Genomic DNA, 13,877 nt, shown 5'->3' on the forward strand with positions numbered 1-13,877 from the left:
GTTTTTTACGAATTATGAAATTTTATAACTTCGCAATACTATATTTTTGAACTTTTAAGAATGAATGATACTGTATTAATTTTAGGTGCTTGCGGGCAAATAGGAATAGAACTAACTCAAAAACTACGTATTATATATGGAGCTAATAATGTAATAGCTTCCGATATTAGAGAAGGAGGAGAGGAGATGTTAAATTCTGGGCCTTTTGAAATTATTGATGCTACAAGTAAAGAAAGAATTTTAGAGGTTGTAAAAAAATATAAGGTAACTCAGGTGTATTTAATGGCAGCAATGCTATCAGCTACCGCTGAAAAATACCCGTTAAAAGGATGGGATTTGAATATGACATCTTTATTAGCTGTTTTAGAAATAGCGAGAGAAAAACATATTGAAAAAGTGTATTGGCCAAGTTCTATGGCTTCATTTGGACCAACATCTCCAAAAATTAATACGCCTCAGCAAACAGTTATGGAGCCTTCAACAGTTTATGGAATTAGTAAAGTTGCTGGTGAGCATTGGTGTAATTATTATCATGAAAAATATGGGGTAGATGTACGTAGTATTCGTTATCCTGGTATTATTAGTTGGAAAACTTTACCTGGTGGAGGAACTACAGATTATGCTGTAGATATTTATTTTGATGCTCTAAAAAAAGGGATTTTTGAGTGTTTTTTGTCTGAAAACACCCGTTTACCTATGATGTATATGGATGATGCAATTAACGCTACAATTCAAATTATGCAAGCAGATGCAAGCAAGATAAAAACAAGAACTTCTTATAATTTAGCAGCAATTAGCTTTACACCTAAAGAAATTGCTACAGAGATAAAAAAATATATTCCAGATTTTACAATTACCTACAATCCAGATTTCAGACAAGCTATTGCTGATAGCTGGCCTCAAATTATTGATGATTCTCATGCAAGACAAGATTGGGGATGGCAGCATGAATTTGATTTAACATCTATGACAAAAGATATTATTACTAATTTAAAAAAGTAAGTTATAAAGAGTGTTGTAAGTTTTTAAATATTACTGCGTCTATATTAACTCTTTTTAGATATTGTAACTTAGGTTACTTTAAATGTAAAAGATAAAAAATACATTTGTGTAATAAGATTATTAAGATGAAAGAAATTATTGAAAACAGTTTACAGAAAGCAATTTCATATTCAGAATATAGAATTCTTGTAAAAGAGTTGTTAGATGAAGGTAAATCAACAGGTTTAAATCAATCTGAAGACTTATTAAATTATAGTTTGTTAAATGATAAACGAATGAAACGTTTAGATAAAACTATAAAAGTTTCAGAAGAAACGATAGCAAAACTGAAAGATGTAAAAGAACCTCAAACTTGGTTAGTATTAACTGAGGGCTGGTGTGGAGATGCGGCTCAAAACTTACCTGTAATTAACAAAATTGCAGAAGAAAATTCTAATATAAAGTTAAAATTAGTTCTTAGAGATGAGAATTTAGAACTTATGGATGGGTTTTTAACGAACGGAGGAAGATCAATTCCTAAGTTAATTGCATTAGATAAAGACAATAAAGTCATTAATACTTGGGGGCCAAGGCCTGTTGTAGCTACACAAATGGTTGCAGATTATAAGGCAGAGCATGGTAGTTTAGATGCAGAGTTTAAAAAAGATTTACAAGTTTGGTATAATAAAAATAAAGGGGAAAATGTTCAAGAAAATATTCTCTCGTTATTAAAATAATTACTTGCTTTTTATAAAAACAAAAACCCTTTTTTATTCTTAAAAAAGGGTTTTTGTTTTCTGTATATTTGCCACATAGAAAGAATAATTATGTTAGTAGATTTCAATACATTATCAGAAGAAGCTAAGGTTTGGATTTATCCATCTAGTAGAAAATTTTATCCGCAAGAAATTGAAGGTTTAAAAGAGAAGCTGAAAGCTTTTGTTGAGGTATGGAAACAAGATGATGTAGACTTTAAAGCTTCGGTGGAGCTGCGATACAACCGTTTTATTGTTTTTTCTGGTGAAGGAAATACGGCATTGTTAAATGCTGACGTTGATAAGTTGGTTGGTTTTGTTTTGCAATTGCAAGAAACATATAAAGTTGAGTTATTAGATAGAATGAACGTTTGTTTTAAGCAAGGTGAGTATACTCAGTATAAAGAGTTAAAAGATTTTAAAAAATTGATTAAAAACAAAGCGGTAACAGAAAAAACCATTGTTTTTGATAACTTAGTTGAAACGAAATTAGAGTTAGAAAATCATTGGGAAGTGCCAATTTCTGAAAGTTGGTATAGTCGTTTTTTAAAGAAAAGTAAAACCAATCCCTAACGAGATACTGTTTAGGTTTCCACTTTCAAATTGCGCTATTTTCTTTTGATGAAAATCTAAACGTATCATGCCATTCCATCTATTACTGCTTAAAGAAAGAATTCCTACACCTATTTTGTAGTAATTACCGTTAGAAAATTTATTAGATAAACGAAACATTTGTCCATAACTACTTTCTATAAAATATGCACTGCTACTTTTTTTAATAAAGTTGTATCGTAAACTAGCGTATGTTGGTATTGAGTTAATTGAATAGGTAAAATGATGATCGTAACCAACATTAATACTTGAAGCCCAGCGTTTATTGAATTGATACCCAAAACCTGTTCTTAGTAATATTGACTTAGGTGTTATAAAAGGACCATTTCCATCTTCATCTAGTTTGTAGTTTTGGTTAACACCAAAAGTTGTGTTTATAGACCCTGTAAAATAAGGATGGCTATCATTTTGAGCCTTAACAGTTATACTCGCAATAATGAATAAGGTAAAAAGGAATAAATTTTTCAAAGTAGTAATTTTTGAGGTTTTAAATCAAAAACTATTCCACTTCTAAAGAATTTATAAACGCATCTACACTTTGTGTATTATCAACATGAAAATCACCAATTTTAGTTCTTCTTAAAGCTGATAAATGAGCACCTGAATTTAAAGCAACACCAAAATCGTATGCTAAAGAACGAATGTAAGTTCCTTTGCTGCAAACCACTCTAAAATCAACATTGTTTGCATTAATATTTGTGATTTCAAAAATAGGAATGGTAACTTCTCTCGATTTTATTTCGGTAGTTTCACCTTTTCTAGCTAATTCGTACAATCGCTTTCCTTCTTTTTTAATAGCAGAAAAAATAGGTGGTTTTTGTTGAATTACACCTGTAAACTGTTTTGTAGTTTCGTGAATTAATTCTTCAGTAATATGTGTTGTAGAAAAAGTTTCATTTACCTCGGTTTCTAAATCGTAACTAGGTGTTGTTCCACCTAGGGTAATAGTACCTGTGTATTCTTTTATTTGACCTTGATATGTGTCAATAATCTTAGTTTTTTTACCAGTACAAATAATTAATAAGCCAGTTGCTAAAGGGTCTAAAGTACCTGCATGACCTACTTTTATTTTTTTAATATCAAAACGTTTTCTAATGTGCCAACGTAGTTTGTTAACTACCTGGAAAGAGGTCCATTCTAGTGGTTTATCAATCAATAAAACTTGTCCGTTTTTGTAATCTTCTTCAGTTTTCATATTAATTTAATAAAGAGTATGCGATAGCAATTAAACCTACAATTGCACAGTAAATAGAAAAGTATGATAATTTGCTTTTTTTAACCAAAGCAATCATCCAATTACAAGCAACTAAGCCTGCAAGAAAAGCAGCTATAAATCCTGCTGATATAGGAATGATCTCAGAAGATTGAAAGTTAATATCTCCTCCTAAAAAATCTTTTGCTATTTTTCCGAAAATAAGAGGTACTACCATTAAAAAAGAAAAACGTGCAGCTTTACTACGATCAATACCTAGCAAAACAGAGGTAGAGATAGTTGCCCCAGAACGAGAAATACCAGGGAGCATTGCAATAGCTTGCGAAATACCTATAATTAATGAGTTATTAAAAGATACTTCTTTATTTGTGTTTTTAGATTTATCAGCAAGTAATAATAATACAGCGGTAATTAATAGCATAATACCTACGAATAGTATTTTACCTCCAAAAAAAGATTCTAATTGTTCTTCAAACAATAAACCTATAATTACTGCCGGAACCATCGATATGATAATTTTTAGTGAAAATTTCATTTCTTCATTCCATTTAAACTGAAATAACCCTCTAAAAATTTCAGCAACTTCCTTTCTAAAAACAACTAAGGTGCTTAGTGCTGTTGCAAAATGTAAAACTACTGTAAAAGTTAAACTTTCTTCTGGTACAGAAGTGTCTCCTAAAATAGCTTTAGCTAATTCTAAATGACCACTCGATGATACCGGTAAAAATTCGGTAAGGCCTTGAATAATTCCAAGGATAATAGCTTCTAATAAATCCATGCTTACTTTTTAGGGTTCGCAAAAATAGCATAAATTTCAATACCTAAACCAATAATTACTAAGGTTGGTGCTAAACGAATTCTACGCCAGCTATAAATTTCAGGATTAAATACATTTGGGTCTTCGCTTCCGCCACCTGCCATTAAAATAAAGCCTAGAGCGATAACCGCTAAACCTATTAACATAATGATGTAATTTCGTTTACCAAATAAAAATTCCTGTTTAGATGTAGTGTCTTTTTTCATATAAATTTTAGTAATACAAATCGTTAGTTTGTAGGTTTAAAAAACGTTGTGTAGCAAAAAATGTACTTATCCATGTAATAAAAAAAGCAATAAAAAAAACTCCTCCTGTTACATACGCTAAAGAAATATAATCGGTTAATAGCTCTAAAGCAGGAATGTATTGATTAATGTAATAAATTACAAATGCTAACCCGCATAAAGCAATGGCAGCACCTAAAATCCCTAGCTTAATACTTTGCCAAATAAAAGGCTTTCGAATAAAACTTTTAGTAGCACCAACCATTTGCATGGTTTTAATATTAAATCTTTTTGAGTAAATAGATAATCGAATTGAACTGTTTATTAAAATAATGGCAACTAAGCCAAAAAAACCGCTTAGTATTAATAACCAAAAACTCATTTTCTGAATGTTTTTTGTTAACAATTCAACTAATGGTTTGTCATAATTTACTTCTGCTACAAAGGCATTTTTCTTAAAAGATTTTTCAATTACTACCATTTCTTCAGGAGTAACAAAATCTGCTTTTAAATAAACATCAATTCCGTTTTTAAGAGGATTGTCTCCTAAAAATTTTAAAAAATCTTCACCTAAATCTTTTTTGTAAGCTTTTGCAGCTTCTCCTTTAGTAATGTAAACAACTTTGTTGGTGTATTTCTCCTTTTTTAAAGTTGCTTTAAACGTTTTTATTTGTTTATCGGTTACATCATCTTTTAAAAAGAGGGTCATTACCACTTTTTCTTTAAAGTGATTTGCAACTTTAGTCGATTTTAGTAAAACTAAACCCAAAACTCCCATCATAAAAAGTACCAATGCAATACTTACAACTACAGAGATGTAAGACGATTGTAAGCGTCGCTTTTGAAAAGAATCATAAGAGTTTGTCATTATTTAATACACGTTTGTTAGACTTTGCAAGATACAAATTATTAGGAATTATATATAAGTGATTTACTTGATTTCTTCACACAGTTCAATTAAAACACCATTTGTAGTTTTAGGGTGTAAGAAAGCAACTAATTTGTTGTCAGCACCTTTTTTAGGAATCTCATTTAAAACAGTAAAACCTTCTTTTTGTAAGCGTTTTATTTCTGCTTTTATATCATTAACCGCAAAAGCAATATGGTGTATTCCTTCTCCTTTTTTTTCTATAAATTTAGCAATCGGACTATCAGCTTTTGTAGCTTCTAGTAGCTCTATTTTATTAGGACCCGATTTAAAAAAGGAAGTTTTTACACCTTCGCTAGCTACTTCTTCAACTTTATAATGAGGCTCTCCAAAAAGTGCTGCAAATAATTCATTTGATTTTTCTAAATCTTTAACCGCAATACCAATGTGTTCTATTTTATCCATAGTATAAAAGTATAAAATATTGATTGATATTATAAGCTTTCTAAGTCTATTTTTTCAGCCATTATAATTATAACGTCCGACTTGTTAATTAGTGATAATATTTGAGCGCTAATTCCTCTTAGTTGTTCGTGATTGGTACAAAAGTTCCAAACTCGATTTATATAAACAGTAAAATCTTCCGTTGCATTATATTTAAATTCTTTAGTTTGATATATAACACCTAATAATTGGTTAATTAAGGTTGAAGCATTTTCTAGCTTCTCTGAATATATAATATAAGTTTCCCATAAGTCTTGTTGTGCTTGTGTTAATATCGTAGCTGCAAGATGTATATGTTCTTTTTTTTTATTTCCATTATCACTTGGAATAAATGAAGTTAATTCCCCTCTTTTTACTGCAAATTTTGATGATTCAGGTAAGTTTAAATCTTGTAGTAGTTTTTCTGTTGCTAATAACCAGTCACCAATATTTCGTATGCTTTGTGTGTTTTTCTTTTCTATTTGATTTACTAAAGCATGTATGCCTGAAAATTGGTTTTTTATATCAGAAGTTATTTTTGTTATGGATTTCCTCATGACTATTCAGGTAATAATTTCGATTCGGTATCACCATTTTCATTTTCAGAGGTGTACCATTCCATACTTTCTTCATTTAAAGTCATTTTTATCTGAACAATGTTTTCAGGCTTAATTTCATTTAGTTTATGAGCTTCAACAATAACTTTTGTGTTTTTAGTTATCAATTTTTTATTTTTTATTGAAGAAGTAAGTTCAGAACTTAATTTTTTAACTAAAGTGGTATAATTAAGTTTTTCTTTTGAAATTGCCATAAAATTTTCAGCAACTCGTTCAGAAAATCTTTCTAACGCTATAGTTTGTTCATTTGTAGATTTTATGTTTTTTTCAAGTTCATCTGTTTCCTTTGCAATAACAGATCGTATGCTTATCGATGTTTTTCTGTCAAAAGAAGTTGTTTTTGAAGCATCTTTTAAAATAGAATACGCTTGCGAATTAAATTCAATGTTATCTATGGGTTGGTATTCCTTTTCATAGTTGTTTTCTAGCTCTCCAATGGCAAAAGGAATAGTTAATTCAATATTTTGTGCTTTAAAGCGTGGTATTGAAAAGTGTTTTAATAAGTTATGCTTTGCAAATTTTTCTGCAATTTCTAAAGATTTTAAATCCGACATTAATCTAGCTTCAGCAATGCTAGTAGCTATTCCGCCAAGGTATTCATTTAAATTTACCATAATATAAGTTTTTAAAAAGAGGCTATCTAAAAAATCGTTTTTAACGTCATTACGAGAAGTTTTCATTTCGAAGTAATCTGTAAATTACACATCTTAATTTTATAAGATTACATCATTTCATTCGTAATGACTATTTTTTTAGATAGCCACTTTGATTTATTAGTGTTAAGCAACAGCTGCAATACTATCTTCAAGCATATCTAAAACTCGACTCAAACCTTCAGGTAGTTCGTCATTTACAGCTTTAACTTTTACACCTAAGTTGTATGTTTTATCAACTTTAACACCTTGTGAAGTATTACGTTTGTATGAAGCGGAAGCTTTAAAATTTACAATTTTATAATTGATACCTAGTTCTGCGCTAGCGGCAAATTCAGAAGAAACATTTCTTGTTTCTGTAGAACTTAATCGAGCATTAAAATCAATATTAATTTCATCAATTCGAATTGATGGAATTGTTAACATGGTTAAAAAAGGTACTTTAATTTCTACTTCATTATCTAAAAAGTTATTAGTAGTGTTTGTAGAAGGAGGTAAACCTTCATCCGTTAACTGTTGGGCAGTTTTACCTAGATGTGGATTCGGTACTGATTTTTTATATTTAAAATCTACGTAACGTAATTGATCAACGGTACTCGGATCATTATCATTTTCAAAACCAACTTCTTTAATAAAGTTTACAGTAGCCATTGAGGCAGCTGTTTGTGCTTGAATGGCAGCTTGTAATGGTCCTCCGACATATACGTTGAAATCTAAACTATTTAATTCTGGAACTAAATTTGGCATAATATTTATTTTTTACCTACTCTATTTATTTTTAGGCTTTTCGGTTTTCGCCTTTTAGTATTTCGAAATAACTAGGTGTAAAATTCTATCAATTCTTTAATTTGTAAGTAGTATGATTAACTGAAAAACATAAGTGATAAGCTGTTTAATTTTTAAGGTGTTTTCCTTTTAGAAAACATTTATTAACTAGGTGCTAACAACATAATTTTTATTAATGATGACGCTTTTTTAAGTGTGGAAATATTAAATAGCTGTTTTTTGAATTCACAATAGTGAAAGAAAGGATAGTTAGTAAGGCTATTAGCTTTTCAATCTAAGGTGTTTTTCCTGATTGTTTTATGTAAATGCTTGATTTACTTGAGTTGTTTAAAAAAGGATTTGCTTTTAAAAAGAACAAGGATGTATATTTGACTAGAATTAAAACCAAACTTAATTATGAGTAAAAAAAATATATTTCAAAAAATAATTGAAATATTCAGAAGCATTTTTTGCAAGGAATGTACAACTGAAGAGTGTTTAGAGGATGCAAATAAAAAAGGTATTTTTTGTTACAAAGATGAAGGAAGAACAAAAGAAATGTTAAGCTATTCAGAGATTATTGATATGCTAAAACGCTATGACACTACAAGAATACAACCTTTAGAAGGTGCTTTAGGGTATGAAGATTCTCGAGTTACAACCTTTGATTTTATTCAGTTTAAAAAATATTTAGGACATGTTGAAAACTTGAGTAAAAAAGCAAATATAAAAATGACAGGAATTTCATTTATTACTAGTGCAAAGAAGCATGAGAAAAACGGAAAAGAATATAGTGGTTTAATTTATATGCCATCTACAACTATTAAAGGGGTGGATGTTTTATATGATCCTTTACAAAGTGCCAAGCAAGGAAAGTTAGTAACGTTTAAAGAGATGTTAGAGAAGCATGGTTATAATTGGATTTATGATACCGAAGGAGATTATAAAGAAGGAAAAAGAAAAGATTATAATTATAGTTTAAAGACTGTAAAAAAACAAGAAGCTAATTTGAGAGGTGGAGATGATAATCTAATAATTGAAAACGATGATAGTGGTGGTGGAAACTTGGGTACATACTCTCCTCCATATCTATAATATAAAATAATTGAAGTTAATGCCAGATTTAAGCTTTATAATTTTACAAATATTTTTTCAATTAGTTGCAGCAGTTTTGAGCTTAATCTATTTAAGAAAAAGCAAAGTAACTTTCATTGTATTGTTGTCAATAATATTATTTTCTTCCTTATTGGTTGAGTGCATCGGGTTTTATTATTTAACAATAGGTAAGTCTAGTTTTATATTTCATTATATATATGTATTTATAAATTTTAATTTAATGTCTTTTTTTTATTATAAATTGATTAATGATAACTTTTGGTTTAAAGGAGTAATAATATTAATGATGATTTTTAATATTTCTTGGGTCTATACATTTTTTTATAAAGAATGGTTAACTTATATATTTATTTTGGGAGCTTTAAGTATAGCATTAAGTATTTTTCTATATTTGAGAGAATTACTGTTGTCTGATAGGATTTTGAATTATAAAAAATTACTTTATTTTTGGGTTTCTGTTGGTTTTTTAGTGTTTTATTTACCTTCAATACCTTTTTTTACGTTGCTAAATTACATGAGAACAAGAGGTTTGTTTTTTATATTAAATATATTAATTATTTTAATGAATGTTTTTATTATATACGGTTTACTATGCAGCAAGAAGGAAGAGAGGTATTAATTATTACAACCTTAATAATTATAGTAATTGTAGTATTTCTTGTAATTCTATTTACAGTATTTCAGCGACGTAAAAACAAATTGTTACAAGAAAGAAGTCTTATAAAAAAGCGTTTTGAAAGAGAAATTGCCGAAACACAGATAGAGATAAGAGAAGAAACTTTACGAAATATTAGTTGGGAGTTGCACGATAATATTGGGCAACTCTTAACTTTGGCTAAAATACAGTTACAACATGCAACGCCAGATAATATGCATGGAATAACAGAAATTATAACAAAAAGTTTAACGGAAATAAGAGCTTTGTCAAAGTCTATAAACCCAGATTTTATTAATAATATAAAATTGAAAGAAGCTCTAAGATTAGAAATTGAGCGTTTTAATCGTTTAAATTATATTGAGTCGAATTTAACTATTACAGGAGAAGAAATAGAAATAGACCAAAAACATGGAATTATAATTTTTAGAATGTTGCAAGAGTTTTTTTCTAATACCATAAAGCATTCAAAAGCATCAAAACTCGACGTTTTTTTACATTATAACGAAAATTATATTGATATTATCGCAAAAGATAACGGTGTTGGTTTTATAGTAAAAGAAAATTGTATTAACGGTATTGGTTTACAGAATATTAAAGCCAGAGCAGAACTGATAAATGCAAAAGCTACATTGAAATCAGAACCAGAAAAAGGAACAAGATTAATAATAAATTATTATATTTAAAAAGTATAGGGTATCCCTTATAAAACCTATGTAACTATGAAGTATTCAGTTGTTGTTGTTGATGATCATACACTATTGTCGCAAGCTATTGAAGGAATGGTAAATACTTTTAGTAAATTTAAAGTATTGTATACCTGTAAAAACGGTAAAGAAGTTGTCGATAAATTTACTGAATCACCAAAAAACATTCCAGATATTGTTTTAATGGATGTAAACATGCCAATAATGAATGGTATTGATGCCACCGAATGGGTTGTAGCGCATCATCCAGAAGTACATGTAATGGCATTGTCGGTTGAAGATGCTAATAATACAATTTTACAAATGCTAAAGGCGGGAGCAGTAGGATACTTACTTAAAGATACTCGAAAAGAAGTGCTAGAAAGGGCATTATTAGAAATGATGGACAATGGTTTTTATCATACAAGAAACGTTACCACATTATTATTAGACTCTGTATCTGGAAAAAACAATAAAAACAGCATTTCATTTAAAGAAAATGAATTGGTTTTTATGAAGTTAGCTTGTTCGGAATTAACTTATAAAGAGATAGCAGAGAAGATGTTTTTAAGCCCAAAAACGATTGATGGCTATCGAGATAGTTTGTTTACCAAACTAAATGTTAGAAACAGAGTAGGCTTGGTAATGTATGCAATAAAAAATAAAATTTACACTCCGTAATTTTTCCTTAAATTTGCAGCATGGAAGAAACGAATAGGCAACGAAAAATTGCAGGAGTATTACAAGAAGATTTGGTAGATGTTTTACAACGTGCTGCACAAGATGGAATGAAGGGGGTAATTATATCGGTATCTAAAGTTTCGGTAACTGCCGATTTAGGGGTCGCTAAAGTATATTTAAGTGTTTTTCCTTCTGATAAAAGAGATGAAATTATAAAAGGTGTGGTATCTAATACGTCATCAATTCGTTACGAAATGGCGAAAAGAACAAGGCATCAATTAAGAAGAATGCCTGAGTTGTTGTTTTTTGGTGATGATAGTTTAGATTATATTGAAGATATTGATAACTCTTTAAAAGGAGGTGATGTAGACCCAATTAAAAATCCGGATGTTTTACCACGTCGTCAAAAACGTTAATAAATTTTGTTTACATTGCTAACTAAGATTTATTAATAATTTTGAAATTTTCTTTATACATAGCTAAAAGGTATCTGTTTTCTAAAACAAGCACAAACGCAATAAATATAATTACATTTATTGCCGTTTTTGGTGTTGTTATAGGAGCGTTAGCGTTGTTTGTTATTTTATCTGGATATTCAGGATTAAGAACATTTAGCGATGCTATGCTTAGCGTATCTGACCCTGATATAAAAATAACAACAGTTAAAGGAAAGTCTTTTAAATATTCAGAAGAAGTTCATCAAAAATTAATTAAGGATGCTGAAATAAGTGCAGTTTCAAAAATTATTGAAGAACGTGTTTTTTTAAAGTATAAAGATAAAAGTCAAGTAGCATACATAAAAGGAGTTGATGAAAGTTATAAAAGTGTTATTCCTACAGATTCTCTATTAACTATAGGGACTTGGATTGATCCTGAGTTTAAAAACACTGCTGTTATAGGTTACGGAATTTCATATAAATTATCGTTAAGTGTTTTAAATTTTGGTGAGCCTTTACAAATTTTGGTACCAAAACCAGGAAAGGGTTTTGTAAATGCAAATAATGCTTATAAATCGGTATCTACCCAAATAATTGGCGCCTATTCTGGGACAGAAGAATTTGAAAATAAATATGTTTTTACAGAGTTGTCTTTAGCGCAAGAATTATTGAACTATGAAGAAAATCAAATTTCAGGAATAGCGCTTAAGTTAAAATCAGCGGTCGATTTAGACGATTTTCAAGAGCGATTACAAGATGATTTAGGGAGTGATTTTAACGTGCAAACAAGAGCTCAGTTAAACTCGCTACACTACAAAGTTATTAATACAGAAAGGTTTATTACTTATCTGATTTTTACATTAATACTAGCGATTGCTTTGTTTAACGTAATTGGGTCAATAATTATGATGATTATTGACAAGCGAAAAAACCTTAAGACTTTATATAGCTTAGGAACTAGTATTGACGAGATAAAAAAAATATTTATACTACAAGGTTTTTTATTAACAATTGTAGGTATGGTTATAGGCTTAGTCTTGGGTGTCATCTTGGTTATAATTCAACAGCGTTATGAATTGTTTATGATTACCGAAAGTTTAGCGTATCCTGTTGAGTTTAGATGGATGAATTTAGTAATTATTATTATTACAATATTAATGCTAGGTTACATTGCTGCAAAAATAGCAAGCTCAAGAATATCTAAGAATTTTATTGAAAAATAGAATTACCTAATTTCAGGAATAATCATATTTCCAAACTTAGCTTCCACTTCATCAAAAGCAGCAAAAACATCTTTTGCATCATCAGAAGTTACCATTTTCATTCGGTATTCTTTAAAATGAGGAATTCCTTTAAAATAATTTGTATAATGCCTTCTAGTTTCAAAAACCCCTAAAACTGGGCCTTTCCAGTCAATAGCCATCTGTAAATGTCTACGAGCCATTTCTACACGTTGTGCAATTGTTGGCTTAGCTAAATACTTACCCGTTTTAAAGAAGTGTTTAACTTCGTTAAAAAACCAAGGATAACCAATAGCAGCCCTACCAATCATACAGCCATCTAATCCATATTTGTCTCGCATTTCCATAGCTCTTTCAGGAGAAGTAACATCACCATTACCAAAGACAGGAATATGCATTCTTTGGTTGTTTTTAACCTCAGAAATTAACGACCAATCTGCATCACCTTTATACATTTGTGCACGAGTACGTCCATGAATAGAAATTGCAGCGCAACCAACATCTTGTAGGCGCTCGGCAACTTCAACTATTTGAATAGAATCATGATCCCAGCCTAAACGAGTTTTTACGGTAACTGGTAAATTGGTGTGTTTTACCATGGCCTCAGTAAGAGAAACCATTAAATCGATGTCTTTTAAAATTCCAGCACCAGCACCTTTAGAAACAACTTTTTTTACAGGGCAACCAAAGTTAATATCAATAATATCAGGGTTCGATTTTTCTACAATCTCAACCGTTTTTAACATCGATTCTAAATTAGCACCAAAAATTTGTATTCCAACTGGGCGTTCTTTTTCGTAAATGTCTAACTTCATTACGCTTTTTGCAGCGTCACGAATTAATCCTTCCGAAGAAATAAATTCAGTATAAACCACATCAGCACCGTTCTCTTTGCACAAAGCTCTAAACGGTGGATCACTCACATCTTCCATCGGCGCTAATAATAGCGGAAAATCAGGAAGTTCAATATTTCCAATTTTTACCATAATGCAAAGTTAGTTTTTATTTTTTATTGAATAAATTTTTAATTGTACAACGTTTTACAATAAAGTATCTTTGGCAGTCATAAGAGG

18 protein-coding genes are annotated in these 13,877 nt (G+C 29.8%); 8 read left to right on the forward strand and 10 right to left on the reverse strand.

Annotated elements, in window-relative coordinates; genetic code table 11:
• Positions 1-60: 60 nt before the first annotated feature.
• The 3 genes from H518_RS0106970 (at position 61) to H518_RS0106980 (ending at position 2,309) form a co-directional block, all read left to right on the forward strand.
• Positions 61-1,002, forward strand: coding sequence for an NAD-dependent epimerase/dehydratase family protein (locus H518_RS0106970; protein WP_028888385.1), 942 nt, complete (start codon positions 61-63; stop codon positions 1,000-1,002).
• A gap of 125 nt (positions 1,003-1,127) precedes the next feature.
• The gene (locus H518_RS0106975; RefSeq protein ID WP_028888386.1) at positions 1,128-1,718 is read left to right on the forward strand and encodes a thioredoxin family protein; all 591 of its coding nucleotides are present in this window, start codon (positions 1,128-1,130) and stop codon (positions 1,716-1,718) included.
• Between the two features lie 90 nt (positions 1,719-1,808).
• Complete coding sequence (locus tag H518_RS0106980) at positions 1,809-2,309, forward strand: hypothetical protein (RefSeq protein WP_028888387.1); 501 nt, start codon at positions 1,809-1,811, stop codon at positions 2,307-2,309.
• On the opposite strand, the gene H518_RS19470 is transcribed toward H518_RS0106980, so the two are convergent.
• From H518_RS19470 to H518_RS0107025, 9 genes are all read right to left on the reverse strand, one after another.
• Positions 2,283-2,816 (reverse strand): hypothetical protein, encoded by a 534-nt coding sequence (locus H518_RS19470; RefSeq protein WP_051263706.1) that lies wholly within the window; start codon positions 2,814-2,816, stop codon positions 2,283-2,285. The two genes, H518_RS0106980 and H518_RS19470, sit on opposite strands and share 27 nt — an antisense overlap.
• A gap of 31 nt (positions 2,817-2,847) precedes the next feature.
• Positions 2,848-3,543: a tRNA pseudouridine(55) synthase TruB gene (gene truB, locus H518_RS0106990; RefSeq protein ID WP_028888388.1), complete on the reverse strand. Its 696-nt coding sequence runs from the start codon at positions 3,541-3,543 to the stop codon at positions 2,848-2,850.
• A 1-nt stretch (position 3,544) separates the two neighbouring features.
• Complete coding sequence (locus H518_RS0106995; protein ID WP_028888389.1) at positions 3,545-4,339, reverse strand: undecaprenyl-diphosphate phosphatase; 795 nt, start codon at positions 4,337-4,339, stop codon at positions 3,545-3,547.
• A 2-nt stretch (positions 4,340-4,341) separates the two neighbouring features.
• Complete coding sequence (locus tag H518_RS0107000; protein WP_028888390.1) at positions 4,342-4,584, reverse strand: DUF3098 domain-containing protein; 243 nt, start codon at positions 4,582-4,584, stop codon at positions 4,342-4,344.
• A 7-nt stretch (positions 4,585-4,591) separates the two neighbouring features.
• On the reverse strand, positions 4,592-5,470 hold the full coding sequence (locus tag H518_RS0107005; protein ID WP_028888391.1) for a cell division protein FtsX: 879 nt from the start codon (positions 5,468-5,470) through the stop codon (positions 4,592-4,594).
• A gap of 63 nt (positions 5,471-5,533) precedes the next feature.
• Positions 5,534-5,935: a methylmalonyl-CoA epimerase gene (mce, locus tag H518_RS0107010; RefSeq protein WP_028888392.1), complete on the reverse strand. Its 402-nt coding sequence runs from the start codon at positions 5,933-5,935 to the stop codon at positions 5,534-5,536.
• Positions 5,936-5,964: 29 nt separating this feature from the next.
• Positions 5,965-6,510, reverse strand: coding sequence for a hypothetical protein (locus H518_RS0107015; RefSeq protein ID WP_028888393.1), 546 nt, complete (start codon positions 6,508-6,510; stop codon positions 5,965-5,967).
• A gap of 2 nt (positions 6,511-6,512) precedes the next feature.
• On the reverse strand, positions 6,513-7,250 hold the full coding sequence (locus H518_RS0107020) for a hypothetical protein (protein ID WP_028888394.1): 738 nt from the start codon (positions 7,248-7,250) through the stop codon (positions 6,513-6,515).
• A gap of 99 nt (positions 7,251-7,349) precedes the next feature.
• Positions 7,350-7,970, reverse strand: a complete 621-nt coding sequence (locus H518_RS0107025) for a DUF2589 domain-containing protein (RefSeq protein ID WP_028888395.1) — start codon at positions 7,968-7,970, stop codon at positions 7,350-7,352.
• A gap of 435 nt (positions 7,971-8,405) precedes the next feature.
• Here H518_RS0107025 and H518_RS0107035 point away from each other — a divergent pair, with 435 nt between their 5' ends.
• The 5 genes from H518_RS0107035 to H518_RS0107060 all read left to right on the forward strand — a co-directional run bounded on the left by H518_RS0107035 (position 8,406) and on the right by H518_RS0107060 (position 12,786).
• Entirely contained in the window at positions 8,406-9,083 is a 678-nt protein-coding gene (locus H518_RS0107035) for a hypothetical protein (protein ID WP_028888396.1), read from the forward strand.
• A gap of 612 nt (positions 9,084-9,695) precedes the next feature.
• Positions 9,696-10,445, forward strand: coding sequence for a sensor histidine kinase (locus H518_RS0107045; RefSeq protein ID WP_028888398.1), 750 nt, complete (start codon positions 9,696-9,698; stop codon positions 10,443-10,445).
• 36 nt (positions 10,446-10,481) lie between these two features.
• Positions 10,482-11,126: a response regulator transcription factor gene (locus tag H518_RS0107050; RefSeq protein WP_028888399.1), complete on the forward strand. Its 645-nt coding sequence runs from the start codon at positions 10,482-10,484 to the stop codon at positions 11,124-11,126.
• 20 nt (positions 11,127-11,146) lie between these two features.
• A complete protein-coding gene (rbfA, locus tag H518_RS0107055) occupies positions 11,147-11,542 on the forward strand; it encodes a 30S ribosome-binding factor RbfA (protein ID WP_028888400.1) in 396 nt (131 codons plus the stop codon).
• A gap of 41 nt (positions 11,543-11,583) precedes the next feature.
• Positions 11,584-12,786 carry an ABC transporter permease gene (locus H518_RS0107060; protein ID WP_028888401.1) on the forward strand — a complete coding sequence of 401 codons (1,203 nt, stop codon included), beginning with the start codon at positions 11,584-11,586 and terminating at the stop codon, positions 12,784-12,786.
• Between the two features lie 2 nt (positions 12,787-12,788).
• Here the strand turns inward: H518_RS0107060 and dusB are convergent, their stop codons facing one another.
• Entirely contained in the window at positions 12,789-13,790 is a 1,002-nt protein-coding gene (gene dusB / locus H518_RS0107065) for a tRNA dihydrouridine synthase DusB (protein WP_028888402.1), read from the reverse strand.
• Positions 13,791-13,877 lie beyond the last annotated feature (87 nt).

The organism is Tenacibaculum ovolyticum DSM 18103, assembly GCF_000430545.1.
Taxonomy (GTDB): domain Bacteria; phylum Bacteroidota; class Bacteroidia; order Flavobacteriales; family Flavobacteriaceae; genus Polaribacter; species Polaribacter ovolyticus.

Excerpts from the sequence above, each read along its gene's own strand:
- H518_RS0106970 (WP_028888385.1), top strand. The coding sequence starts at position 61 with ATGAATGATACTGTATTAATTTTAGGTGCTTGCGGGCAAATAGGAATA.
- H518_RS0106975 (WP_028888386.1), top strand. The coding sequence starts at position 1,128 with ATGAAAGAAATTATTGAAAACAGTTTACAGAAAGCAATTTCATATTCA.
- H518_RS0106980 (WP_028888387.1), top strand. The coding sequence starts at position 1,809 with ATGTTAGTAGATTTCAATACATTATCAGAAGAAGCTAAGGTTTGGATT.
- truB (WP_028888388.1), bottom strand. The coding sequence starts at position 3,543 with ATGAAAACTGAAGAAGATTACAAAAACGGACAAGTTTTATTGATTGAT.
- H518_RS0106995 (WP_028888389.1), bottom strand. The coding sequence starts at position 4,339 with ATGGATTTATTAGAAGCTATTATCCTTGGAATTATTCAAGGCCTTACC.
- H518_RS0107000 (WP_028888390.1), bottom strand. The coding sequence starts at position 4,584 with ATGAAAAAAGACACTACATCTAAACAGGAATTTTTATTTGGTAAACGA.
- H518_RS0107005 (WP_028888391.1), bottom strand. The coding sequence starts at position 5,470 with ATGACAAACTCTTATGATTCTTTTCAAAAGCGACGCTTACAATCGTCT.
- mce (WP_028888392.1), bottom strand. The coding sequence starts at position 5,935 with ATGGATAAAATAGAACACATTGGTATTGCGGTTAAAGATTTAGAAAAA.
- H518_RS0107015 (WP_028888393.1), bottom strand. The coding sequence starts at position 6,510 with ATGAGGAAATCCATAACAAAAATAACTTCTGATATAAAAAACCAATTT.
- H518_RS0107020 (WP_028888394.1), bottom strand. The coding sequence starts at position 7,250 with ATGAAAACTTCTCGTAATGACGTTAAAAACGATTTTTTAGATAGCCTC.
- H518_RS0107025 (WP_028888395.1), bottom strand. The coding sequence starts at position 7,970 with ATGCCAAATTTAGTTCCAGAATTAAATAGTTTAGATTTCAACGTATAT.
- H518_RS0107035 (WP_028888396.1), top strand. The coding sequence starts at position 8,406 with ATGAGTAAAAAAAATATATTTCAAAAAATAATTGAAATATTCAGAAGC.
- H518_RS0107045 (WP_028888398.1), top strand. The coding sequence starts at position 9,696 with ATGCAGCAAGAAGGAAGAGAGGTATTAATTATTACAACCTTAATAATT.
- H518_RS0107050 (WP_028888399.1), top strand. The coding sequence starts at position 10,482 with ATGAAGTATTCAGTTGTTGTTGTTGATGATCATACACTATTGTCGCAA.
- rbfA (WP_028888400.1), top strand. The coding sequence starts at position 11,147 with ATGGAAGAAACGAATAGGCAACGAAAAATTGCAGGAGTATTACAAGAA.
- dusB (WP_028888402.1), bottom strand. The coding sequence starts at position 13,790 with ATGGTAAAAATTGGAAATATTGAACTTCCTGATTTTCCGCTATTATTA.